General features: G+C 48.3%; 17 protein-coding genes, 1 tRNA gene and 1 pseudogene. 10 read left to right on the top strand and 9 right to left on the bottom strand.

Annotated elements, in window-relative coordinates:
• Together ACTHUM_RS08380 and pepN are read left to right on the top strand one after the other, a co-directional pair.
• On the top strand, positions 1 to 2177 hold a 2177-nt coding region (locus ACTHUM_RS08380; RefSeq protein WP_440392568.1), incomplete at its 5' end, for a YadA family autotransporter adhesin.
• Positions 2178 to 2332: 155 nt separating this feature from the next.
• Positions 2333 to 4954, top strand: coding sequence for an aminopeptidase N (gene pepN / locus ACTHUM_RS08375; protein WP_004521024.1), 2622 nt, complete (start codon positions 2333 to 2335; stop codon positions 4952 to 4954).
• A gap of 151 nt (positions 4955 to 5105) precedes the next feature.
• On the opposite strand, the pseudogene ACTHUM_RS08370 reads toward pepN, so the two are convergent.
• The 7 genes and pseudogenes from ACTHUM_RS08370 to ACTHUM_RS08340 form a co-directional block, all read right to left on the bottom strand.
• Positions 5106 to 6113 (bottom strand): annotated as a pseudogene (locus tag ACTHUM_RS08370) (IS5 family transposase).
• Positions 6114 to 6362: 249 nt separating this feature from the next.
• On the bottom strand, positions 6363 to 7490 hold the full coding sequence (gene porB, locus ACTHUM_RS08365) for a trimeric porin PorB (RefSeq protein WP_004521028.1): 1128 nt from the start codon (positions 7488 to 7490) through the stop codon (positions 6363 to 6365).
• Positions 7491 to 7878: 388 nt separating this feature from the next.
• Entirely contained in the window at positions 7879 to 8892 is a 1014-nt protein-coding gene (gene ilvC / locus ACTHUM_RS08360) for a ketol-acid reductoisomerase (protein ID WP_004521030.1), read from the bottom strand.
• A gap of 60 nt (positions 8893 to 8952) precedes the next feature.
• On the bottom strand, positions 8953 to 9246 hold the full coding sequence (locus ACTHUM_RS08355) for a putative quinol monooxygenase (protein ID WP_004521031.1): 294 nt from the start codon (positions 9244 to 9246) through the stop codon (positions 8953 to 8955).
• A 66-nt stretch (positions 9247 to 9312) separates the two neighbouring features.
• Complete coding sequence (gene ilvN / locus ACTHUM_RS08350; RefSeq protein ID WP_003748480.1) at positions 9313 to 9804, bottom strand: acetolactate synthase small subunit; 492 nt, start codon at positions 9802 to 9804, stop codon at positions 9313 to 9315.
• 10 nt (positions 9805 to 9814) lie between these two features.
• On the bottom strand, positions 9815 to 11542 hold the full coding sequence (ilvB, locus tag ACTHUM_RS08345; protein WP_004521033.1) for a biosynthetic-type acetolactate synthase large subunit: 1728 nt from the start codon (positions 11540 to 11542) through the stop codon (positions 9815 to 9817).
• 389 nt (positions 11543 to 11931) lie between these two features.
• Positions 11932 to 12016: transfer RNA gene (locus ACTHUM_RS08340), tRNA-Leu, on the bottom strand.
• Positions 12017 to 12300: 284 nt separating this feature from the next.
• Here ACTHUM_RS08340 and ACTHUM_RS08335 point away from each other — a divergent pair.
• The 4 genes from ACTHUM_RS08335 (at position 12301) to hisD (ending at position 15835) form a co-directional block, all read left to right on the top strand.
• Positions 12301 to 12963 carry an SCO family protein gene (locus ACTHUM_RS08335; protein ID WP_003680035.1) on the top strand — a complete coding sequence of 221 codons (663 nt, stop codon included), beginning with the start codon at positions 12301 to 12303 and terminating at the stop codon, positions 12961 to 12963.
• 80 nt (positions 12964 to 13043) lie between these two features.
• Positions 13044 to 13697, top strand: coding sequence for an ATP phosphoribosyltransferase (hisG, locus tag ACTHUM_RS08330; protein ID WP_036473098.1), 654 nt, complete (start codon positions 13044 to 13046; stop codon positions 13695 to 13697).
• Between the two features lie 48 nt (positions 13698 to 13745).
• Positions 13746 to 14471, top strand: coding sequence for an oxygen-insensitive NADPH nitroreductase (gene nfsA, locus ACTHUM_RS08325; RefSeq protein ID WP_004521037.1), 726 nt, complete (start codon positions 13746 to 13748; stop codon positions 14469 to 14471).
• Positions 14472 to 14542: 71 nt separating this feature from the next.
• Positions 14543 to 15835 carry a histidinol dehydrogenase gene (gene hisD / locus ACTHUM_RS08320; protein ID WP_039862559.1) on the top strand — a complete coding sequence of 431 codons (1293 nt, stop codon included), beginning with the start codon at positions 14543 to 14545 and terminating at the stop codon, positions 15833 to 15835.
• A 112-nt stretch (positions 15836 to 15947) separates the two neighbouring features.
• Here the strand turns inward: hisD and ACTHUM_RS08315 are convergent, their stop codons facing one another.
• The gene (locus tag ACTHUM_RS08315) at positions 15948 to 16829 is read right to left on the bottom strand and encodes a prephenate dehydrogenase (protein WP_004521039.1); all 882 of its coding nucleotides are present in this window, start codon (positions 16827 to 16829) and stop codon (positions 15948 to 15950) included.
• Positions 16830 to 17125: 296 nt separating this feature from the next.
• Here ACTHUM_RS08315 and ACTHUM_RS08310 point away from each other — a divergent pair, with 296 nt between their 5' ends.
• From ACTHUM_RS08310 to ACTHUM_RS08295, 4 genes are all read left to right on the top strand, one after another.
• Complete coding sequence (locus tag ACTHUM_RS08310) at positions 17126 to 17620, top strand: MarR family transcriptional regulator (RefSeq protein WP_004521040.1); 495 nt, start codon at positions 17126 to 17128, stop codon at positions 17618 to 17620.
• A 49-nt stretch (positions 17621 to 17669) separates the two neighbouring features.
• The gene (locus ACTHUM_RS08305; protein WP_004521041.1) at positions 17670 to 19076 is read left to right on the top strand and encodes an efflux transporter outer membrane subunit; all 1407 of its coding nucleotides are present in this window, start codon (positions 17670 to 17672) and stop codon (positions 19074 to 19076) included.
• Between the two features lie 223 nt (positions 19077 to 19299).
• Positions 19300 to 20490 (top strand): HlyD family secretion protein, encoded by a 1191-nt coding sequence (locus ACTHUM_RS08300; protein ID WP_004521042.1) that lies wholly within the window; start codon positions 19300 to 19302, stop codon positions 20488 to 20490.
• 101 nt (positions 20491 to 20591) lie between these two features.
• Positions 20592 to 22118: a DHA2 family efflux MFS transporter permease subunit gene (locus tag ACTHUM_RS08295; protein WP_004521043.1), complete on the top strand. Its 1527-nt coding sequence runs from the start codon at positions 20592 to 20594 to the stop codon at positions 22116 to 22118.
• A 42-nt stretch (positions 22119 to 22160) separates the two neighbouring features.
• Here ACTHUM_RS08295 and thrB read toward each other — a convergent pair whose 3' ends face one another.
• Positions 22161 to 23078: a homoserine kinase gene (gene thrB, locus ACTHUM_RS08290; RefSeq protein ID WP_039862560.1), complete on the bottom strand. Its 918-nt coding sequence runs from the start codon at positions 23076 to 23078 to the stop codon at positions 22161 to 22163.
• Positions 23079 to 23315 lie beyond the last annotated feature (237 nt).

Here is a 23315-nt window from a genome sequence, read left to right as displayed (position 1 = left end):
TTAACGGCAGCCAACTGTTTGCGACCAACCAAAACGTAGCCAACAACGCCGCCAATATCGCCAAAGGCATCAACTTCGGTGGTACCACCGGCAGCAACAACTACGCATTGGGTGACACCATCAATGTTAAAGGCGACAGCAACATCATCAGCGAAACCGTAGCCGGTGGCGCACAGCTGAAACTGGCCGATGTATTGAATGTCGGTCAAGCGGCTCCGGTGAAAATCGATGGCGACAAAGGTGAAGTCAGCGGCTTGAGCAATACGACTTTGGGTGGCAATGATTTTGCCCAAGGTAAACGTGCAGCGACCGAAGAGCAGCTGAATGCGGCCCAAGATCAGTTGGTGAATGTATTGGGTGGCAATGCGGCCAATAATGGCGGCAACATCAGCATGACCGATATTGGCGGTACTGGTGAGAACAATATCCACGATGCAATCAAAGCCGTTAATGCAACTGCCAATCTGCCTTTGACTTTCGGCGGCGACAGTGGCAAAGACGTTGAACGCAAACCGGGTACGAAGCTAAATATTGTTGGCGGTCAAACCGATGCAGCCAAACTTTCAGACGGCAATATCGGCGTTGTAGCGAATGGTTCTGATAAGTTGGAAGTCAAATTGGCTAAAGACTTGGCAGTTGACAGCGTGAAAGCCGGCGATACCACAGTCAATACTGACGGCGTGAAAGTTGGCGATGTCAATCTGACTAAAGCCGGTTTGAACAACGGCGGCAACAAGATTACCAATGTTGCAGCCGGTACCGATGATACTGATGCGGTGAATGTTGCTCAGTTGAACAAAGCTGCGGCTGCGGCTAAGACTGAAGTCGTTCAAGGCGATAACATTGTTGTTACTCAGGATGTCGGTGCCAATGGCCAAACCATTTACAAAGTGGCTACCGATAAAAACCTGAAAGTCGACAGCGTTACCGCAGGCGATACCGTGATGAATAATGACGGTGTGAAAGTCGGCGATGATGTTGCATTGAACAAAGACGGCTTGAAAGCAGGTGATGTGAACCTGACTAAAGCTGGCTTGAACAATGGCGGCAATAAGATTACCAACGTTGCGGCCGGTACGGATGACACCGATGCAGTCAATGTTTCCCAACTGAAACAAGCTGCGGAGGCATCTAAGACTGAAGTCGTTCAAGGTAAGAACATCGTTGTGACGGAAAAAACAGGTGACAAAGGTCAGACTGTTTATGAAGTTGCTACCGATAAAGACTTGGACGTTGACAGCGTGAAAGCCGGTGATACTACTGTCAACAATGATGGTGTGAAAGTTGGTGATGACGTTGCATTGAACAAAGACGGCTTGAAAGCAGGCAAGGTAAACCTGACTAAAGACGGCTTGGACAATGCGGGCAACAAAGTAACCAACGTAGCAGATGGCGATCTCAATGCCAACAGCAAAGATGCCGTCAACGGCAGCCAGTTGTACGCAACCAACCAAAACGTAGCCAACAACGCCGCGACGATTGCCAAAGGCATCAACTTCGGCGGTACGACCGGTAGCAACAACTATGCGTTGGGCAATACCATCAACGTTAAAGGCGACAGCAACATCATCAGCGAAACCGTAGCCGGTGGCGCTCAACTGAAGTTGGCTGACGAGATTAGCGTGAAGACAGTGAATGCCGATACCTTCAAAGCAGGCGATACTGTGATGAACAATGACGGCGTGAAAGTTGGCGATAAAGTTGCATTGAACAAAGACGGTCTGACCGCAGGCAATACCGTGGTCAACAACGATGGCGTAACCATCGCTGCACCGACTGAAAGCAATCCGAACAACCAAGTCAAATTGTCTCCTGTCGGTCTGAACAACGGCGGCCAACGCATTACCAACGTGGCTCCGGGTAAAGACGGTACAGACGCGGCAAACGTGAACCAGTTGATTGGCTTGGGCAACGAATTGCAAAACAACATCAACCAAGTAGGTAAGAAAGCCTACGCGGGTGTGGCCGGTGCGATTGCCCAAGGCTCGATTCCGCAAGTAACCCGTCCGGGTGCGACCGGTATCGGTGTCGGCAGCGGCTACTACGGTGGTCAGTCTGCCATGGCCATCGGCGTGTCTGCGATGAGCGACGGCGGCAACTGGATTGTCAAAGGCAACTTCTCGGCCAATACCGACGGTCATGTCGGTGTCGGTGCCGGTGCGCTGTATCAGTGGTAAGTTGGCAATGACAGGCAACTAGATTTGCTGCCTGAATAGGGAGGCCGTCTGAAATTTTAGGTTTCAGACGGCCTTTTTTTCTGAAAACACTTGAATTTAGGCTATCTGAAACGATATGCTTCATCTATTTACCGCATGACTCTGAAAGAGAACAAATGAGCAAAACCATCCATTATTTGAAAGACTACGCCGCGCCAGCGTACCGTATTCTGAAAACCGACCTGCATTTCGATATTTTAGAACCGCAAACCATCGTCAAATCTAGTCTGACCGTTCAACCTGAAAGAGCAGGGGAGCCATTGGTATTGGATGGTTCGGCAAAACTGCTGTCTGTGAAAGTAAACGGCCGGGTCGTAGATTATGTGTTGGAAGACGAAAAACTGACGATTGCCGGCGTGCCGTCTGAAAACTTCACGCTGGAAGTAGAAACCGAAATTTTGCCGGCTGAGAACAAATCGCTGATGGGTCTGTATGCTTCCGGTGGCAATCTGTTTACCCAATGCGAACCGGAAGGTTTCCGCAAAATTACTTTCTACATCGACCGTCCGGATGTCATGTCTAAATTTACCACCACCATCGTTGCAGACAAAAAACGCTATCCGGTGTTGCTGTCTAACGGCAATAAAATTGATGGCGGCGAGTTTTCAGACGGCCGTCACTGGGTGAAATGGGAAGACCCGTTTGCCAAACCGAGCTATCTCTTTGCTTTGGTGGCAGGCGATTTGGCGGTAACGGAAGATTATTTTACAACCATGAGCGGCCGTAAGGTCAAAATCGAGTTCTACACCACTGAGACAGACAAACCTAAAGTCGGTTTTGCCGTGGAATCGTTGAAAAATGCGATGAAATGGGACGAGATACGTTTTGGCTTGGAATACGACTTGGATATTTTCATGGTCGTTGCCGTGGGCGATTTCAATATGGGCGCAATGGAAAACAAAGGTTTGAATATTTTCAACACCAAGTTTGTGCTGGCCAACAGCCGTACCGCGACCGATACCGACTTTGAAGGCATCGAATCTGTTGTCGGCCACGAATATTTCCACAACTGGACGGGCAACCGCGTGACCTGCCGCGATTGGTTCCAATTGTCGCTGAAAGAAGGTTTGACCGTTTTCCGCGATCAAGAGTTTTCCGGCGACCGGGCCAGCCGTGTGGTACGCCGTATCGACAATGTCCGTATGCTGCGCTTGTTCCAATTCCCAGAAGATGCAGGCCCGACTGCGCATCCTGTCCGCCCGGCCAGCTATGAAGAGATGAACAACTTCTACACCATGACCGTCTATGAAAAAGGTGCGGAAGTAGTGCGCATGTATCACACCTTGCTCGGAGAAGAGGGCTTCCAAAAAGGCATGAAGTTGTATTTCCAACGCCACGACGGTCAGGCTGTGACTTGTGATGATTTCCGTGCCGCAATGGCAGACGCAAACGGTATCAATCTTGATCAGTTTGCCTTGTGGTACAGCCAAGCCGGTACGCCGGTTTTAGATGCTCAAGGCCGTCTGAAAGATGGAGCGTTTGAATTGACGATCAAACAAACTATTCCGGCTACGCCCGATATGGCGGACAAACAGCCGATGATGATTCCGGTCAAAACCGGTTTGCTGAATGAAAAAGGCGAAGCGGTTGAGTTTGAATATCAAGGTAAACGGGTGAAAGAGGCGGTTTTGGTATTGACTGAAGCCGAGCAGACTTTTGTATTGGGCGGCGTCAATGAGCCGGTTATCCCGTCTCTGCTGCGTGATTTCTCTGCGCCGATTACCTTGAACTATCCGTACAGCGAGCAAGAATTGGCCACTTTACTGGCGGCAGATGAAAATGAGTTTGCCCGTTGGGAAGCTGCTCAAACCTTGTACCATCGCGCCATTAACGCCAACCGTCAGGCATTGGCGGAAGGCCGTCCTTTGCCGGAACATAAAGCATTGATGGATGCTTTGGCTTTGGTGGTTTCCGGTGATTTTGATCCGGCATTCCGTGCCATTTTGCTGCAAATGCCGTCTGAAACCGATGTATGGGCGGAAGAAGAAAATATTGACCCTATTCAGGTTCATCAAGCGCGAGAAGCCTTGCTCAATGCTGTTGCCGTCAAGTTCCTGCCTCAATGGCGCGAGCTGAACCGTCAAGCTGCCGAGCAAGAAAACCAGGCTGATGCTGCTGTTCGTTATGAATACAGCCCGGAATTGGCCGGCTGGCGCACTTTGCGCAATGCTTGCAGGGCATTTATCCTTCGTGCTGACGCAGCGCATATCGAACACGTTGCGGAAAATTACGAGGCAATGGCGCAAAACATGACACACGAATGGGGTATCTTATCCGCAATCAACAGCAATGAAAGCGAAATTCGCGATCGTTTGTTGACGAAATTTGCCGATAAATTCGCCGATGATGCCTTAGTAATGGACAAATACTTTGCTCTGATTGCTTCAAGCCGCCGCAAAGATACTTTACAGCAAGTTCAGACGGCCTTGAGTCATCCTAAGTTCAGTATTGAAAACCCGAACAAGGCCCGTTCTTTGTTGATCAGTTTCAGCCGCAATATTCCACATTTCCATGCAGAAGATGGCAGCGGCTACCGCTTTGTAGCCGATAAAGTGATGGAAATCGACCGTTTTAATCCGCAAGTTGCTGCTCGACTGGTGCAGGCTTTCAACATCTGCAACAAATTGGAAGCCAACCGCAAAGCCGTCATGACCAAAGAATTGCAACGAATCCATGCACAAGAAGGTTTGTCCAAGGATGTGGGCGAGATTGTCGGTAAGATTTTGAATGAAAAATAAAGCCTGAGACCTTTGCAAAATTCCTTTTCCCCAACAGCCGAAACCTAAATAAAGGTTTTCGGCTGTTTTTGTTTCACATATCCACTGATTCTACTCAAATACCCCCTTAATCCTCCCCGGACACCCGATAATCAGGCATCCGGGCCGCCTTTTAGGCAGCAACAGGCGCACTTAGCCTGTTGGCGGCTTTCAATAGGTTCAAACACATCGCCTTCAGATGGCTTTGTGCACTCACTTTGAGCAGACCGAAATAGGCTGCCCGCGCATAGCGGAATTTACGGTGCAGCGTACCGAAACTTTGTTCGACCACATAACGGGTCTTCGACAAATATCGGTTGCGTTTGGTTTGCGCTTCCGACAGCGGATGTTTGCGGTGGGCTTTGCGCATAATGCCGTCCAGCAACCGATGTTCTTCCAGATGTTGCCGGTTTTCCTCACTGTCATAGCCTTTGTCGGCATAGACGGTCATATCTTTGGGCAGTTCTTCCAACAAAGGCGACAGGTGTTTGCACTCATGGGCATTGGCGGGGGTAATGTGCAGTTTCTCGATATAGCCTTCCGCATCGGTACGGGTATGTTGTTTGTAACCGAGTTTGTAGAGGCCGTTTTTCTTTGTTCAGCGGGCATCTTTATCTTTACTCGGTGTGGTTTGACCGCTGACTTGTCCTTCTTCATCGACTTCTATGGCCTGGCGCTGTTTGCTGCCGGCGGTCTGAATAATGGTGGCATCAACGACGGCGGCGGATGCTTTCTCTACTTTTAGGCCTTTTTTGGTCAATTGTCGGTTAATCAGTTCCAACAGTTCGGACGGGGTGTCGTCTTGCGCCAGCCAGTTGCGGTAGCGGCATAAGGTGCTGTAATCGGGGATGCTTAGTTCGTCAAAGCGGCAAAACAGGTTGAAATCGATGCGGGTGATGAGGCTGTGTTCGAGTTCGGGATCGGAGAGGCTGTGCCATTGTCCGAGCAGGATGGCTTTAAACATGGATAGCAGTGGATAGGCGGGACGGCCGCGGTGGTCTCGGAGGTAACGGGTTCTTTGACGATTCAGGTACTGTTCGATCGGCTGCCAATCAATCACTTGATCCAACTTCAATAGTGGGAAACGGTCGATGTGTTTGGCAATCATGGCTTGGGCGGTTTGCTGAAAGAAGGTGCTCATGAGAAATCCCCTAAATGTCTTGGTGGGAATTTAGGGGATTTTGGGGAATTTTGCAAAGGTCTCAGCCTGTCTGTTGACCTTATTGTAATCTAGCAATAAGGATAGATAGCTTAAAGGCCGTCTGAAACCGATTGGTTTCAGACGGCCTTTTTCATATGTCAATGCTTAAATTAATTTTCGTTGAGGGTAGAGAATAGAATAAAAAAAGAGCCTGCATAAAACAGGCTCTTTTTCATACTAATCCGAAGATTAGAATTTGTGACGCAGGCCAACCAAACCAGAGATGGTTTCAACTTTGTGAGGACCAGACTCAGCACCACGCAACCAGCCGGCAGAAACCAAAGCAGTAGTGCGTTTAGAGAAGTCGTAGTCAGCACCAACGATAACTTGGTCGTATTGAGTGCCTTTCAGTTTTTCGCCGTCAACTTTAGCTTTGAAGCCGTGAGCGTAAGAAACGCGAGGAGTTACGTTACCAGCGCGGTAAGCGGCAGTAGCAGCAACTTCGATAGTTTCAGCAGGACGGCTGTCCAAGCCAGCAGCAGTACCGAATACTACGTTAGAAGCGTTAGTACCGGCAGCACGCATAGCAGAAGTTACAACACCGTTAGATTGGGCTTGAGCGTAATCACCCAAAGTTTCCCAGTTTTTAGCGTATTGACCAGCTACAGATACGAACAGGTTGTTAGCATCGTAACCACCTACCAAGCGGTGTACGTGACCGTCTTTTTCAGAAACGGCGTTTTTACGGAAACCACCGGCGTATTGACCGAAGAAGCCAGAGTTTTCGTAGTTCAGGCCAGCGTAGTAAGTGTCACGGGTAGCGTCGTTGTGAGTGTATTTGTCAGAAGGGTTAGCATTGTCACGAGGAGTATATTGTACGCTTGCGCTGAAACCTGAGAATACAGGGCTGTCGTAACGTACAGAAACTGCACGTTCGTCAACACGAGTAAATACAGACATATTCAAAGCGCCGTTGCTGCTTTCCCATTGGTCAACATTGTCACTAGTATTTTTAACAGTAGAGTCCAGTTTACCAGCACGAACTTTACCGAAGCCACCTTCCAAACCGATGAAAGATTCGCGAGAAGCCCACTCTTTGTCGCCACCGGCGATAGAAGTGTTTTGTTCAACTTGCCAGATGGCATTCAGGTTGTTACCCAAGTGTTCGTGGCCTTTAAAGCCGATACGTGAGCCGAAGTCAGCGATTTCAGTAGCAGTTTTAGAGCTTTTCTCGTGACCCAGTTTAGCAGCAGTTTGTTCACCCAATTTTACTTTGGATACTTCAACACCGGCTTTAATTTGACCGTACAAAGTTACGTCAGCCATAGCTGCAACAGGCAGAGCCGCCAGAGTCAAGGCAATCAGAGATTTTTTCATTGCTGTTTTCCTTTTTTAAGTGTGAAGAAGCGAGCATTCGTTCTTCTTATTACGATATCGTTCTCTTTCAACGATTCCATGACCATAATATAAAGGTTATGGCCTAGGAAAACAAATTTTCCTCTTGTTTTGAGTGATTTTTGCAGGGAAACGTTGTTTTTTACAGACAGGGTGGAAGCATAAGGCGGTCTTTTATTTTGGTAATGTGTTTTTCTAAAAGGGAATTTCGGGATAGCTATAAAATATGGGGTATAAAATTAGGTTGTGAATATTGTTTATCGTGTTTTCAGACGGCCTTGGTAATTGGAATTTATCGTGTACTGGGTTTGCAAATATATAAAAAACCTGCCTGATTGCTCGGGCAGGTTTTATTTGATCGAAAGACAGATTAGTTTTTGTCTTGGTCAACCAGTTTGTTTTTGGCAATCCAAGGCATCATAGAACGCAGTTGAGCGCCGACTTTTTCAATTTGGTGATCAGCGGTCAGACGGCGGCGTGCTGTCATGCTGGCATAGTTGACGGCACCTTCTTGGATGAACATTTTAGCGTATTCGCCGGTTTGGATGCGTTTGAGGGCATTGCGCATGGCTTCGCGGGATTTGTCGTTGATGACTTCGACGCCGGTTACGTATTCGCCGTACTCTGCATTGTTGGAAATGGAGTAGTTCATGTTGGCGATGCCGCCTTCGTAAATCAGGTCAACAATGAGCTTCATTTCGTGCAGGCATTCGAAGTAGGCCATTTCTGGGGCGTAGCCTGCTTCAGTCAGGGTTTCGAAGCCGGTTTTGATCAATTCAACCACGCCGCCGCACAATACGGCTTGTTCGCCGAAGAGGTCGGTTTCGGTTTCTTCGCGGAAGTTGGTTTCAATCACGCCGCCTTTGGTACCGCCGTTGGCTGCGGCGTAAGACAGGGCGATGTCACGTGCTTTGCCGCTTTTATCTTGGTAAACGGCGATCAGGGAAGGTACGCCGCCGCCTTTCAGGAATTCGCTGCGTACGGTGTGGCCTGGGCCTTTAGGGGCAACCATGATAACGTCGAGGTCGGCGCGGGGTACGATTTGGTTGTAGTGTACGTTGAAGCCGTGAGCGAACGCCAATACTGCGCCTTCTTTCAAGTTAGGCTCGATTTCGTTTTTGTATACGATAGGTTGGTTTTCGTCAGGCAACAGAATCATTACAACGTCGGCTGCTTTGGTTGCTTCAGCAACAGTGCGCACGTCGTGGCCGGCTGCTTCGGCTTTTTTCCAAGAGCCGCCTTGGCGCAGACCGATTACGACATTTACGCCGGAATCTTTCAGGTTTGCTGCGTGTGCGTGACCTTGTGAACCGTAACCGATGATGGCAACGGTTTTGCCTTTGATCAGAGAGAGGTCAGCGTCTTTATCGTAATAAACTTGCATTTTATTTCCTTAGTGTAAGAGGGTTCCGGATAATCCGGGTTGAGTTAAAAGTAATAGGGGTTAAGCGGGGACTTGGTTCATCAAGACGATTTCCAGTGTTTCGGTTTTTCCTTCGATGGATTTGACGAAGTTTTGGAAATGTTCGCTGGCATTGTGTTCGTCAATAGCTGCTTGGGATTTCCAGCTTTCTACGAATACGAAACGGTTGGGTTTGCCGATTTCTTGGTGCAGGTCGTAGCTGATGTTGCCTTCTTCTGCACGGCTGGCTTTAACCAATTCTTTAAACTGGGCAGCCAGAGCCTCGGTGTATTCGGGTTTGACGGTAACTAATGCAACGATTTGGATGCTTGACATGTTTGTCTCCTACTGTTTTTCAGACGGCCTTTATAGAAAGTAAAAGGCCGTCTGAACGATACAGCGTCAAATTTTCAAAATACGCTCGCCACGACCGATGCCGGCTGCGCCTGTGCGGACGGTTTCCAAAATTTGAGCACGGCCGACTGTTTCGAGGAAAGAGTCGAGTTTTTCGGTAGAGCCTGTGATTTCGATGGTATAGCTGCGGTCTGTTACATCAATAACGCTGCCGCGGTAGATTTCGGTCAATCGCAGGAATTCATCGCGGTCTTTGCCGACGGCGCGGACTTTTACCAACATCAGTTCGCGTTCGACAAAACGGCTTTCGTTCAAGTCAACCACTTTGACAACTTCAATCAGTTTGTTGAGTTGTTTGGTGATTTGCTCGATGACGTGCTCATCGCCGTGGGTAACAATGGTCATACGGGACAAGGTTTTGTCTTCGGTTGGGGCTACGGCCAGGGAGTCGATGTTGTAATCGCGTGCGGAGAACAAACCTACCACACGGCTCATCGCACCTGATTCGTTTTCCATCAGAATAGATAAGATATGTCGCATTTCTTTCTCCTTACGCTTTTGCAATATCGCGCATATGCGGCGGCAGAACCATTTCATCCAAACCTTTGCCGTTGCCGACCATAGGCAGTACGTTTTGTTTCTTGTCTGTCAAAAAGTCGAGGAATACCAAACGGTCTTTTTGGTTTAATGCTTCCAACAAGGCGCCTTCGACGTCGGATTTCTTGTCCACACGGATGCCGATATGGCCGTAGGATTCGGCCAGTTTGACAAAGTCGGGCAATGAATCGAAATAGGTTTCCGATTCGCGGTTGCCATAATACAGCTCCTGCCATTGGCGAACCATACCCAAATAGCCATTGTTTAATGTAACGACATTGATGGGGACATTATATTGGAAGCAGGTGGACAGCTCTTGGATATTCATTTGAATAGAGCCCTCGCCTGTGATACAGAAGACGTCTTGTTCCGGAGCCGCCAGTTTGGCACCGAGGGCGTAAGGCAGGCCTACACCCATCGTACCCAGACCGCCGGAATTGAGCCATTGGCGGGGACGCTCGAATGGATAATATTGAGCGGCAAACATTTGGTGTTGGCCAACGTCGGAAGTAATAATGGCTGAGTTTTTGGTAATTTCTGCCAGTTTTTGAACAACGTATTGCGGTTTAATGATTTCGCTGTCGTTTTCAAACCACAGGCAGTTGTGCGAACGCCATTCTTCGATGGTTTTCCACCATTTGTCCAATGAGTCGGCTGAAGGCGCAGTTTCTTGTTTGCCCCACAGATGAATTATTTCGGTCAATACGTTTTTGACATCGCCGACAATCGGAATGTCCACTTTAACGCGTTTGGCAATGCTGGACGGGTCGATGTCGATATGGATGATTTTTTTGGGTTTGTCCAAGAATTTTGACGGTACGGAAACAACGCGGTCGTCAAAGCGCGCGCCGATTGCCAAAACGACGTCTGCATTTTGCATCGCCAAATTGGCCTCGTAGGTACCGTGCATGCCCAACATGCCCAAGAATTGGCGGTCGCTGGAAGGGTAAGCACCCAAACCCATTAATGTGCCGGTACAGGGTACGCCGGTCATGCGGATAAATTGGGTCATTTCCTCGGAGGCATTGCCCAATACCACGCCGCCGCCGAAGTAAACGATGGGGCGTTTGGCAGAAGCCAGCATTTGTACGGCTTTTTTAATTTGGCCGATGTGACCTTGTACAACCGGTTGGTAGGAGCGGATAAAGATGTCTTCTTGTGGATAGCTGAATTTGGCCATCGCTTGAGTAACATCTTTAGGAATATCGACGACAACGGGGCCCGGACGGCCGCTGGCGGCAATTTGGAAGGCTTTTTTAATCGTATCAGCCAGCTCGCCAATATTGGTAACCAGGAAGTTGTGTTTGACACAAGGGCGGGTAATGCCGACCGTATCCACTTCTTGGAACGCATCTGTACCGATGAGGGAATTGCCCACTTGGCCGCTGATGATGACCAGGGGGATGGAATCGCTGTACGCGGTAGCAATGCCGGTCAATGCGTTGGTTACGCCCGGGCCGGAAGTTACCAAGGCCACGCCGACTTTGCCGCTGACGCGGGCATAGGCATCTGCCGCATGTACGGCTGCCTGCTCATGGCGGGTCAGAATGTGCTTGAATTTGTTGAGTTGGAAAATGGCATCGTAGATTTCGATAACCGCACCACCGGGATAGCCGAATACGTATTCAACACCTTCGGCTTTGAGACTTTGCACGACGATTTGTGCGCCTGATAATTGCATATTGACCTCTTTTATGCGGTTTCTAACCAATAGGAACAATCCGCCTCACCACAGCACCTGTAATGCAATTCCATCAAGCAGCGATTTAGGGTACGCGCATTGAGGGAATACGGCGACAGTCAGACTGTCCAAACAATTGGAAAGGAACACAGAGTTTGTGAAAAAGAGTAGAAAAGATAACGCAAACCGACTGTTCAATCAAGATAAAATCTTTCATCTTTTAACATTTGAAACGGGAAAATAGATTGAAGGTTGATTTTAAAGAAATAAAAAAACTGTTTTATTGATCTTGATGTGGATGGATTGTTGACAGTTTGAGTAAGGAGAAGGTTTTTGCAAATGAAAAATAGCAAAAAACCTCTTGACTGAATCAAGAGGTTTTTTAAATTTGGTGCCCAGGGTCGGACTCGAACCGACACACCTTGCGGCGGGGGATTTTGAGTCCCCTGCGTCTACCAATTTCGCCACCTGGGCTAGCGAAGAAGTCGTCATTATAGCGAGTTCTCGAATCTTGTAAAGCAGTAATTGAAAAAAAATCGGATTATTTTTATATTTGTTTGATTTTTAATGAATTAAACTTTTTGTGTTTGATGGTTATCTAAATGGGAGGCAGATTTTTAAAACAAAAAAAGCAGTATTTATCTGCAAAAAGGGCTACATTTAATGTGTTAAACGCGTTAATATGAAGATGTTTTGTTTTTATATCGGCCGGGCGGTTGTTTGGCCTCACTTATTTGAAACGGTTTTGGAGAAAATTTATGCTTTCCGTCACACGAACTTTCTTACTCAGTGCTTTTGCATTGGCTGCTCTGGCTGCTTGTCAGCCTAAAGAGGAGGCCAAGGAGGCTTCTTCGACACCTGCCGCTTCTGCTGCGCCTGCTGCTTCCGGTGAGTCAGCACCCAAAGTGCAAGCGCGTGGTACCGATATGCGCAAAGAAGACATTGGCGGCGACTTTACATTGACCGATGGCGACGGCAAACCTTTCAGCCTGAGCGATTTGAAAGGCAAAGTGGTCATCCTGTCTTTCGGTTATACCCACTGTCCTGACGTATGCCCAACCGAGTTGCTGACTTACAGCGATACTTTGAAACAATTAGGCGATCAGGCTAAAGACGTGAAAGTGGTATTTGTCAGCATCGACCCTGAGCGCGATACGCCTGAAGTAATCGGCAAATACGCAAAACAGTTCAACCCTGATTTTATCGGCCTGACGGCTACCGGCGATCAAAGCCTGCCTGTCATCAAACAGCAATACCGTGTGGTATCGGCTAAAGTCAACCAAAAAGAAGACAGCGAAAACTATTTGGTTGACCACTCTTCAGGTGCATATTTGATTGATAAAAACGGCGAAGTGGCGATTTTCTCGCCTTACGGCAGCGAGCCGGAAACGATTGCAGCTGATGTGAAAACTTTATTGTAAAACCGTAGTTGGGGCCGTCTGAAATGGGTTGTGGATTTCAGACGGCCTTCTTGCTTTTGATACGGCAAAGGAAAAGAAAAATGACCGACACACTTTTAACGATTGCTTTATCCAAGGGGCGAATTTTTGAGGAAACCCTGCCGCTGTTGGCTGCTGCAGGTATTGTGCCTGCGGAAGAGCCGGAAAAATCGCGCAAGCTGATTATTGGTACGAATCATGACAATATCCGTTTGGTAATTGTACGTGCGACCGACGTGCCGACTTATGTGCAATATGGTGCGGCGGATTTCGGTATTGCCGGTAAGGACGTGCTGATCGAGCATGGCGGAGATGGCCTGTATCAACCTTTGGATTTGCACATTGCCTCATGCCGCATGATGGTTGCGGTTAAAAAAGGTTTTGATTACGCCGCTGCATCCAAACCCGGCAGCCGCTTGCGGATTGCCACCAAATATCCCGACATTGCCGCCGAACACTTTGCCGACAAGGGTGTGCATGTGGATATCATCAAACTGTACGGCTCGATGGAGCTTGCGCCTTTGGTCGGTCTGAGCGACGCGATTGTCGATTTGGTTTCCAGCGGCAATACATTGAAGGCCAATGGTTTGGAAGCTGTGGAACATGTGGCTGATATTTCCAGCCGCTTGGTGGTCAACAAGGCGGCGTTGAAAACCAAATATGCGCTGTTGAATCCGATTATTCAGGCATTTGAAAATGCCGCTAAGGCCGTCTGAAAAGTTTTTGGCAAAAGTTGTCTGCCAACCCAGTTTGAAAGCCCTGTCATGATGCAAAGCAAACCGACACTCGATACGATTCTTTCCCATCGTTCCATCCGCAGGTTTACTTTCGAACCGATTGCCGATGAAATCCTCAATACGCTGGTTCGCGCCGGACAACAGGCCTCAACTTCTAACAATCTGCAATGCGTTTCTATAATCCGTGTCTCCGACCTTGTGCTGAGGCAGGAAATACATGAAGCGGCAGGAAGTGCGCCTTATATTGTCCATTGTGCAGAATTTTTATTGTTTTGCATCGATTTTTCCAAACACAAGGCAATGTTTCCCGATGCGCAAATTGATTGGGCGGAAGTAACCCTGATTGGCGCGGTCGATGCAGGCATTATGGCGCAAAACGTATTGCTTGCCGCCGAATCACTTGGGCTGGGTGGCGTGTATATCGGTGCGCTGCGTAATAATGCACAAAAAGTATCGGACGTATTGAACCTGCCGGATTATTGCGTGCCTTTGGTGGGGCTGTGCCTCGGTTATCCTGACCAAGACCCACCGCTCAAGCCGCGCCTGCCTAAGGAAATGGTGTATGCCGAAAACGCCTGTCCGAGCCTGAATGCCGAGGCGGTTGAAGCTTATAATCAGGCAGTGGCGGATTATTATGAGTTGCGCAAGGGCAGTCCTATACCTTGGAAGGAATCGCTGGCCAAAACCTTGGGTAATCCTGTGCGGCCGCATATGTTGGCGTTTTTGCAGAAAAAAGGCTTTTTGAAAAGATAATGTTCAGACGGCCTGTGTGTGGCTGGTGCCGTCTGAAAACAATAGGAACGAAACAAGGAAGAGAGCAAACCATGAAGAAACTCGACACCCAATCCCCTGATTTTCAAGCCGAACTCAAAGCACTGCTTGCTTTTGAAACCGCGCAAAACCCTGAAATTGACCGTATTGTTGCCGACATCTGCGCCGATGTTCAAAAACGCGGCAATGCGGCGCTGATTGAATATACCAACCGCTTTGACGGCACATCCGCTCAAATCATCGATGATTTAATCCTGACGCAAGACGATTTGCAGTCTGCGTTTGAGCGTTTGCCCGAAAACATTCAGACGGCCTTGAAAACGGCTGCGAGACGGGTGGAAAGCTACCATAAACACCAAAAAATGGAGTCGTGGACTTACGAAGACGAAGACGGCACGCTTTTGGGTCAACAGATTACACCGCTTGACCGTGTCGGTATTTATGTTCCGGGCGGTAAAGCCGCTTATCCGAGTTCCGTCATCATGAACGCCATGCCTGCCCACGTTGCCGGCGTGAAAGAAATCATCATGGTCGTTCCCACTCCGAAAGGCGAGCGCAACGATATCGTGTTGGCGGCTGCTTTTGTGGCCGGTGTAACCAAAGTATTTACGGTCGGCGGCGCGCAGGCGGTTGCGGCTTTGGCTTATGGTACGGAATCTGTGCCTCAGGTCGATAAGATTACCGGCCCGGGCAATGCTTTTGTCGCTGCGGCCAAACGACGCGTGTTCGGCGTGGTCGGTATCGATATGGTGGCAGGGCCGTCTGAAATTTTGGTGATTGCCGATGGTACGACGCCTGCCGATTGGGTGGCCATGGATTTGTTCAGTCAGGCAGAACACGATGAAATTGCACAAGCGATTTTGATCGGTACTTCTCAAGCGTATTTGGACGAAGTTCAGACGGCCATGAACCGTTTGATCGAAACCATGCCGCGCCGTGCGATTATTGAAGCTTCATTGGGCAACCGCGGTGCAATGATTTTGGCTAAAGATTTGGACGAAGCCTGTGAAATCGCCAACTATATTTCTCCCGAACACTTGGAATTGTCGGTCGAAAATCCGCAAGAGTGGGCGAAAAAAATCCGCCATGCCGGCGCTATTTTCATGGGACGCTATACCAGTGAAAGCCTTGGCGACTATTGCGCAGGCCCCAACCACGTTTTGCCGACCAGCCGCACGGCGCGTTTCTCTTCTCCTTTGGGAACATATGATTTCCAAAAACGCTCCAGTCTGATTCAGGTTTCAGAACAAGGTGCGCAGAAGTTGGGCAAAACCGCCAGCGTGTTGGCGCATGGCGAAAGCTTGACCGCGCACGCCAGAGCGGCTGAGTTCCGTTTGAAAGACTGAGTGAAACGTTGGTTAAAGTCGTAAGAAATCAAAAAAAGGGCATCTTAACAGATGCCCTTTTTATTGTGATGAAGGTTTGGTCGATAAGGCATCAGGCCGTCTGAAAACAGGGTTAACGGTTTTTCAGCCAGTCATTACGCATTTGTGCGGCTTCTTCAAAATAGCGGTAAAGCTCGGTTTTGTTGCCTTCTGAAAGGAGTTGTTCCAATTTGGATAATTGTTCTTTCAAGTCGCCGGTCAGTTTGAGCAGGGCAGGGCGGTTGGCCATGCAGATGTCTGTCCAAACGGCAGGGTGGCTGGAAGCAATGCGGGTAAAGTCGCGAAAGCCGGTGGCGGCATAGGGGAGGTAGTCTTTGCCGTGCGGATGGTCGAACAAAGCGTGGACATAGGCAAAGGCGGTCAAGTGCGGCAAGTGGGAAACAGCGGCAAAAATATTGTCGTGTTCTTCGGCGCTCATGGTGAAAATCTGCGAACCAACCGCCTGCCACAGGCTTTTCAACCGTCTTAGGCCGTCTGAAGCCTCGTGGCCGTGCAAGGTAATAATCAGGCGGCTGTTTTGAAACAAACCGCAACGCGCGGATTTTGCGCCGCTTTGATCCGAACCGGCAATCGGGTGGGCGGCAAAACATTGCGGCAGGCGCTCGGACAAGTGGGTGCGGAAGGCATTTAGTGCCGATTGTTTGGTGCTGCCGACATCGGAAACGCAGGCCGTTTCTTTTAAGAAAGGCTTGATGTCGCGGCATACGTCAGGCAGGACGGAGACTGGTGTGGCAATCAAAACCAAATCGGCATTGCCGATGCTTTCGGCGCAAATATTCGGATAGGCATGGTCGATGATGCCGCATTCGAGTGCGTAATTTAGGTTGTCGGCATTGGTGTCGATGCCGGTAACGGTTTGCACCAGTCCCAAGCGTTTGAGGTCGAGCATGAACGAACCGCCGATTAAACCGACGCCGATAAGGGTGATATGGGGAAAAAAGGCGGAAGTGTTCATGGTTTGAATCCGGTTTAAGTGGAAAAGCTTATTTTAATCCGTTATGGAGGCCGTCTGAAAGTTGTCATCAAGGTTTCAGACGGCCTTTTTTATGGTCGAATTTTCATGATTTAGGCATAGAAAACTCCGTTTAGTAGGAGCATGTAACCGATTATCAGATTTTCATACACTAAAATAATCATCTGAATTAGTATAACGTCTTAAAGTAAGTAATTGGTATCTTAAAGTAAATTATTACATCATATTTTATTTTGATTGATATCGAATAAAATAATTCACTCAGAAAGAAGGAATTTATGAGTTTTTCACAAACCGAATTAGTCAACGCAATGCGTTTGCTTTCTACCCGTCTGCCGCAGTTTCCGGAGCAGCAAAACCAAGTATCCCGCATGTTGCGCATTGTAACCGAACGTTTGAGTAGCCATTTGAACGAAAACCTGAAAGCGTTCGGCATCAATGAAAACCTGTGGTTTTCCCTGATGGCGGTTTACGTCAGCCCAAACAGCGAAATCCTGCCTTCGCGCTTGAGCGACTTGATGGACTTGACGCGCACCAGTGCAACACGCCTGTCGGACGACATGGTTGAGCGCGGCTGGGTAGAGCGTTATATCAATCAGAAAGACCGCCGTCAGATTGTGCTAAAATTGACCCCTTCGGGTGAGACCTTCATCCACGAAGTATGGCCGCAAATTGCCCGTCAGAGCGGCCAGGCGTGGGAAGATTTCACGAAAGAGGATTATGATACGCTGCAACACCTGTTGGGTAAACTGTTGAACCGTTTGGGCAATTGACAACAGACGGCCTGATGGTCTGCGGCAGGCACACATAAACGGAGTCTGTATGAAATTAGGTTTGGTCAAATCAAGCGTATGCGTTGCCGCTGTTTCGTTGTTGGCGGCGTGTGCGCCGTTCGGCAAACAGTCGCCTTTGGATGAGACAACAGCCTATCCGCTGCCGCAAGGCCAATCTGCCGCTACTGCCCAAGACGGCTGGTGGATGAAGCTGAAAGATAAAAAATTAAACAATTTGATTGCTTCCGCCATTCAGACGTCTACCAATCTGCGTGTCGTCAAGGCAAGGTTTGAGCAGGCTCAGGCGCAGCTGGGCGTTGTAGGAGCCGCAAACAAACCGCAAGTCGGCTTGGGTGTAACCGGTATCGGTACCTATGTTTCACCCAAACCTCAAGCCGGTATGGTCGATACTGACCATACATTGGTTTTGGCGCACGCAGCCTTACAAGGCAGTTTGGTTTTCGACTTTTGGGGTAAAAACCGAGAGCAGATTCAAGCTGTTTTAGGAAAAAGCAGGGCTGCGGTGTATGAAGCTCATCATATCCGCACCGAGTTGGCTCACGCCGTTGCCGCCCAATATTTTGCGTGGCAGATGGCGACAGAACAATTGGCTTTGTTGGATACGCGTATAGAGCTGGCGGATAAAGCATTGAAACTGATGCAACAACGCGTTAAAGCGCAGCTGGCTCCTGCCGATGCCTTGCACGCTCTGGAAATGGCGCAACAGCAATTACAGCTTGAAAAATCGGCATGGACTCAGAAAAATGAGAAAATCCGCAACAGTCTGGCTGTATTGACCGGCCGTGTACCGGGTGTATTAAATGGACAGATTCCGGAAAAAATGGCGGCTGTGCCGTCATCGCCGGTTAGCCGTATTGAGGCGGATTTGCTGGCGGCCCGCCCCGATATCGCGGCGCAAAAAGCCTTGCTTGAGGAGAAATGGCATATCGTCAAATCGACCGAAGCAGAGTTTTACCCGAATATCGAATTAAAAGTTTTGGCAGGGATGACGCACATTGATGCGTTCAATCTGATTCGCGGACGGACATCCGGTATGTTGGGCATTGTTCCGGCTTTGAATCTGCCATTGTTTACTTCCGGCGCGCTGCAGTCCAAATTGGCGGGCAAACGCGCCCAATATAACGAGCAGGTTGCCGTGTATGACCAAACCGTTTTGAACGCCATGCGTTCGGCGGCAGATGCTGTAGTCGACTATCAAAGCCTGAAAAGCCGACAAGATACTTGGAATAAGATGGTCAATATTGCCGATAAATCTGTGCAAAATGCGAAAGGACGTGTTCGTGCAGGTTTGGATAACGGCTTGACCGCTTTGCAAAAACAAGACGAAGCTGCGCGTACAAAAATGTCGGCGGTTCAATACCATGCAGAATATCTGACAGCTTGGAGTAACCTCAATGCCCAGTTGGGTGGAGGCTTTAAATTAAATAAGAAATAAACGTTTTATTAAAACGTAGGCCGTCTGAAAGTGATTTCAGACGGCCTTTTGCTTACCTTATTTACATTTGCTACCGGAAGAAATTATTGTAATGAATAGAGTGTAACTATAAAATATGACCCTTTAGCGCGTTAAACGCTCGTATTGGGGCTGATGGTATAAGTCAGCTACCCAGCAAGACAATAATATCGTTATCACATGTGCAGAATTAAAGTTAGGACTTATGGATACTCAATCGGAAAAAAATAATGTCCAAAAAGAACCGGAAGTAGTCGCTTCCGGCGCTAAAACGCATCGCAAACGCAATTTGGTTATCGTTACACTCCTATTCCTTATTGCGGCAGCAGGAGTCGCTTTGGCGTATTTCCTGTTTTGGCAGCATGAAGAAGAAACGGAAGATGCTTATGTGGCCGGTCATTTGGTGATGATTACGCCGCAGGTGAACGGCACGGTGCGCAAAGTCATGTATGACGATACGGATGTCGTGAAAAAAGGCGATGTGTTGGTGGCTTTGGACGATAGCGATTTTCAGCTGGCATACGATCGCGCACAAAATGAATTGATTCAGGCCATCCGTCAAAACAAACAGCAAACTGCGGTCAATTCAAAAGCCAAAGCGCAAGTGTTGTTGCGCAAAGCCGATTTGGCCCGTGCGCAAGCCGATTTGCGCCGCCGCGAATCTTTGGCGGGTACGGAAGCGGTTTCCGGAGAAGAACTCAGCCATGCCCGTGCCGCTGTGGTTCAGGCTCAGGCTGCATTGAAAGCGGTTGAGGCGGAAGAAGTTTCCGCTCAGGCAGCGTTGGGCAGCAATATTCCTCTGCGCCAACAACCGGCAGTTCAGACGGCCATCAGCCACATCAAAGACGCTTGGCTGAATTTGCAACGTACGCAAATCCGTTCGCCGATTAGCGGCCAAATTGCCAAACGTAATGTCCAAGTCGGCCAACGTATCGTACAAGGTACGCCGATGATGGCTGTTGTGCCTCTGTCTGAATTGTGGGTGGATGCCAACTTTAAAGAATCGCAACTGCGCAAAATGAAAATCGGCCAGCCTGTTGAAATGACAGCCGATTTGTACGGCAGCAAAGTGGTTTACCATGGCAAGGTAATGGGCTTGTCAGCCGGTACGGGCAGCGCGTTCTCATTACTGCCGGCACAAAACGCAACGGGCAACTGGATTAAAGTTGTGCAACGTGTGCCGGTGCGTATCAGTTTGGATGCCAAAGAATTGCAACAAAATCCGCTCCGTGTTGGTTTGTCGATGACTGTTAAAGTCGATATTGCCGAGAAGGGCAGCGGTAAAGCCATGACTGCCGAAGCGGAACAAAATACTGCCTTGCCGGAAACGGAAAGTGTGGATTGGAAAGCCGCCGATGCTTTAGTCGATAAAATCTTCGAGCAATACGCAAAATAATCTTTTCAGACGGCCTGAGTCTTTTATTGAAGGCTCAGGCCGTCTGAAATATTGATTCTCTTCAATCGACCGCTTTGGCGGTTGTCTTATAGTTTAAAAATATGAATTATCCGCCGTTACAAGGGTTTAAGCTGGTGTTGGCAACTTTGGCGCTCAGCTTGGCCGTATTTATGGAAGTCTTGGACAGCACCATCGCCAACGTCGCTGTGCCTGTTATTGCAGGGGATTTAGGTGCGGCTACCACGCAGGGGACTTGGGTGATTACCTCATTTGCCGTAGCCAATGCCATTTCCGTTCCCTTGACAGGTTTTTTGGCCAAGCGGTTTGGCGAGGTCAAAATCTTTATCGCCGCTGTGATCGGGTTTGTCGTAACGTCATGGCTGTGCGGTATGGCACATAATCTTCAAGCCTTGGTTTTTTTCCGTGTATTGCAAGGTTTCATTGCCGGGCCATTGATTCCCTTGTCCCAAAGCCTGTTGATGGCTTCTTATCCGCCTGAAAAACGAACATTGGCACTGGCCTTATGGGCAATGACCGTCGTTGTTGCTCCTGTATTGGGACCGATTCTAGGCGGTTGGATTTCGGACAACTGGCATTGGGGATGGATTTTCTTTATCAATATCCCAATCGGGATTTTATCCGCCTCCATTGCTTGGAAACAGCTTAGACACAGGGAAACCGAAATCGTCAGGGCGCCAATCGATTATGTCGGGCTGGTGTTGATGATTGTCGGTGTCGGCGCATTGCAAATGATGCTTGATAGGGGCAAGGAATTGGACTGGTTTGCCTCAGGAGAGATTATCGTTTTGGGCGTTACCGCTTTGGTGTTCCTGACATATTTTATTGTTTGGGAGCTGGGCGAGAAATACCCGATTGTCGATTTGTCATTGTTTAAAAATAGAAACTTTACGATAGGTGTTGTTGCGACATCCTTGGGCTTCATGGTTTATATGGGTACATTGACCCTGTTGCCTTTAGTGTTGCAATCAAATCTTGGCTATACCGCTACTTGGGCAGGTTTGGCTGCTGCACCGGTGGGCTTCCTGCCGATTATTTTATCGCCGATTATCGGTAAGTTTGGTAATCGCGTCGATATGCGTCTGTTTGTCAGTGCCAGCTTCTTGGTGTTTGCCTACACATTCCATTGGCGAACCGATTTCTATGCCGGAATGGATATGAGCAACGTTGTTTGGCCGCAGTTTTGGCAGGGTTTAGGCGTAGCCATGTTCTTCCTGCCTTTGACCAGTATTACCTTGTCGCATATGAAGGGCAACCAAATTGCCTCGGCCAGTAGCTTGTCTAATTTCTTGCGTGTCTTTATGGGTGGTGTCGGAGTATCTGTTGTCAGCACCATGTGGGAACGACGCGAAGCTCTACACCATACTCAACTGACCGAACATGTTAACTTGTTGTCCTCAATCAGTAACCAATCTATTCAAGGCATGATGGCCAATGGCCTGAGCAAAGAGCAAGCCCTGGCTGCGATAAATAGTACTATTTCCCAACAAGGCTTTATTATTGGTTCAAATGAAATCTTCTTGGCAGGCAGTATCATATTCATCAGTATGATCCCCATTATTTGGTTGGCAAGACCTCCGTTTAGCGGTTCCGGCGGGGGAGGGCATTAGATAAAAGGCCGTCTGAATTTCAGACGGCCTTTTATCTATATATTATTTAAGACTCAATAGTAGATCCCTAAATGCATTTGGATCTTTAATAAACGTCATTTCTCCTGATTGAGGGAAATGGAAATCAAGCAGGCGCGATACCCAGAAACGAATACATCCGGCTCTTTGTGCAGTAGGGAAATATGCACGTTCTTCATCAGATAATGGACGTACACTTTCATAGCCATGGAGAAAAGCATCATAAAGGACAGGGTCTAATTTGTTATCAGCTGTTCGTGCCCAATCGTTAACCGCAATTGCCAGGTCGTACATGAAATTACCGTTGCACGCATAATAGAAATCGATAAAACCGGAAACTTCATCTCCGTTAAGCAATACATTATCCTTAAATAAATCGGCATGGATAATACCGGAAGGTAAGTGCTCTCCTAGATTTTTATCTAAAGCAGTAATTTCAGATTGAAGCAGTTTGGCATCTTCGCTATCTAAAACCGGGAGCAACTGGGTGCAGGCATCATGCCACCAGCCATCATAACGGGGATTTTTCATTTTTAAAGGAAAATCTTGGCCGGCTAAATGCATTTTGGCCAACATCGCACCAGTGTGGAAACATTGTGCCTCAGTCGGCCAGCCGGTATCGGAGCCATTCAAACAAGTTACCAAGCAAGCAGGTTTTCCGGCTAACATAGAATGCAGTCCGCCATCTTTACGAGCAATCGGAGCGGCGCAGGCAACGCCATTTTGGCTCAAGTGTTGGTTTAGCTCTAAAAAGAAAGGTAGTTCCTCTGATTTTAAAACCTCAAAAACAGTCAACACATAACGACCGGTTGAGGTAGTCAGAAAATAATTACTGTTAGTAATTCCTTGAGCAATCCCCTGCAAAGAGACAAAATCTCCCAAATCATATTGCAGCAAGAAATCGCGCATTTGAGCGTCGGAAACACTGGTATAGACAGACATAGCAAACTCGAAGCTGATATAAAGGATCAAAGAAACATCATACCAAAAAACAAGCGGCAACAATATAAATTAAAGCGAAGGTCAAATTCAAAAGGCCGTCTGAGACCAAAATTTCAGACGGCCTTTAGTTTGTATTTTTTTGTATGTATGGATAGTGTGGGAGTTTGATAGTATTTTTTTAGAAATAAAAACCCTGTTAAAACAGGGAAGTGATTAAATTTCAGAAAATAATTTTGT

Source organism: Neisseria sp. P0021.S006 (genome assembly GCF_051956895.1).
Note: the sequence above shows the minus strand (reverse complement) of the source record. Positions and strands in the feature narration are given on the sequence as shown.

What these genes read in the sequence shown, in the direction of transcription:
- ACTHUM_RS08335 (WP_003680035.1), top strand. Translation starts at nt 12,301, where the DNA reads ATGCTTTCCGTCACACGAACTTTCTTACTCAGTGCTTTTGCATTGGCT.
- pepN (WP_004521024.1), top strand. Translation starts at nt 2,333, where the DNA reads ATGAGCAAAACCATCCATTATTTGAAAGACTACGCCGCGCCAGCGTAC.
- ACTHUM_RS08295 (WP_004521043.1), top strand. Translation starts at nt 20,592, where the DNA reads ATGAATTATCCGCCGTTACAAGGGTTTAAGCTGGTGTTGGCAACTTTG.
- nfsA (WP_004521037.1), top strand. Translation starts at nt 13,746, where the DNA reads ATGATGCAAAGCAAACCGACACTCGATACGATTCTTTCCCATCGTTCC.
- ilvB (WP_004521033.1), bottom strand. Translation starts at nt 11,542, where the DNA reads ATGCAATTATCAGGCGCACAAATCGTCGTGCAAAGTCTCAAAGCCGAA.
- ACTHUM_RS08315 (WP_004521039.1), bottom strand. Translation starts at nt 16,829, where the DNA reads ATGAACACTTCCGCCTTTTTTCCCCATATCACCCTTATCGGCGTCGGT.
- ilvN (WP_003748480.1), bottom strand. Translation starts at nt 9,804, where the DNA reads ATGCGACATATCTTATCTATTCTGATGGAAAACGAATCAGGTGCGATG.
- ilvC (WP_004521030.1), bottom strand. Translation starts at nt 8,892, where the DNA reads ATGCAAGTTTATTACGATAAAGACGCTGACCTCTCTCTGATCAAAGGC.
- ACTHUM_RS08305 (WP_004521041.1), top strand. Translation starts at nt 17,670, where the DNA reads ATGAAATTAGGTTTGGTCAAATCAAGCGTATGCGTTGCCGCTGTTTCG.
- hisD (WP_039862559.1), top strand. Translation starts at nt 14,543, where the DNA reads ATGAAGAAACTCGACACCCAATCCCCTGATTTTCAAGCCGAACTCAAA.
- ACTHUM_RS08310 (WP_004521040.1), top strand. Translation starts at nt 17,126, where the DNA reads ATGAGTTTTTCACAAACCGAATTAGTCAACGCAATGCGTTTGCTTTCT.
- hisG (WP_036473098.1), top strand. Translation starts at nt 13,044, where the DNA reads ATGACCGACACACTTTTAACGATTGCTTTATCCAAGGGGCGAATTTTT.
- porB (WP_004521028.1), bottom strand. Translation starts at nt 7,490, where the DNA reads ATGAAAAAATCTCTGATTGCCTTGACTCTGGCGGCTCTGCCTGTTGCA.
- ACTHUM_RS08300 (WP_004521042.1), top strand. Translation starts at nt 19,300, where the DNA reads ATGGATACTCAATCGGAAAAAAATAATGTCCAAAAAGAACCGGAAGTA.
- ACTHUM_RS08355 (WP_004521031.1), bottom strand. Translation starts at nt 9,246, where the DNA reads ATGTCAAGCATCCAAATCGTTGCATTAGTTACCGTCAAACCCGAATAC.
- thrB (WP_039862560.1), bottom strand. Translation starts at nt 23,078, where the DNA reads ATGTCTGTCTATACCAGTGTTTCCGACGCTCAAATGCGCGATTTCTTG.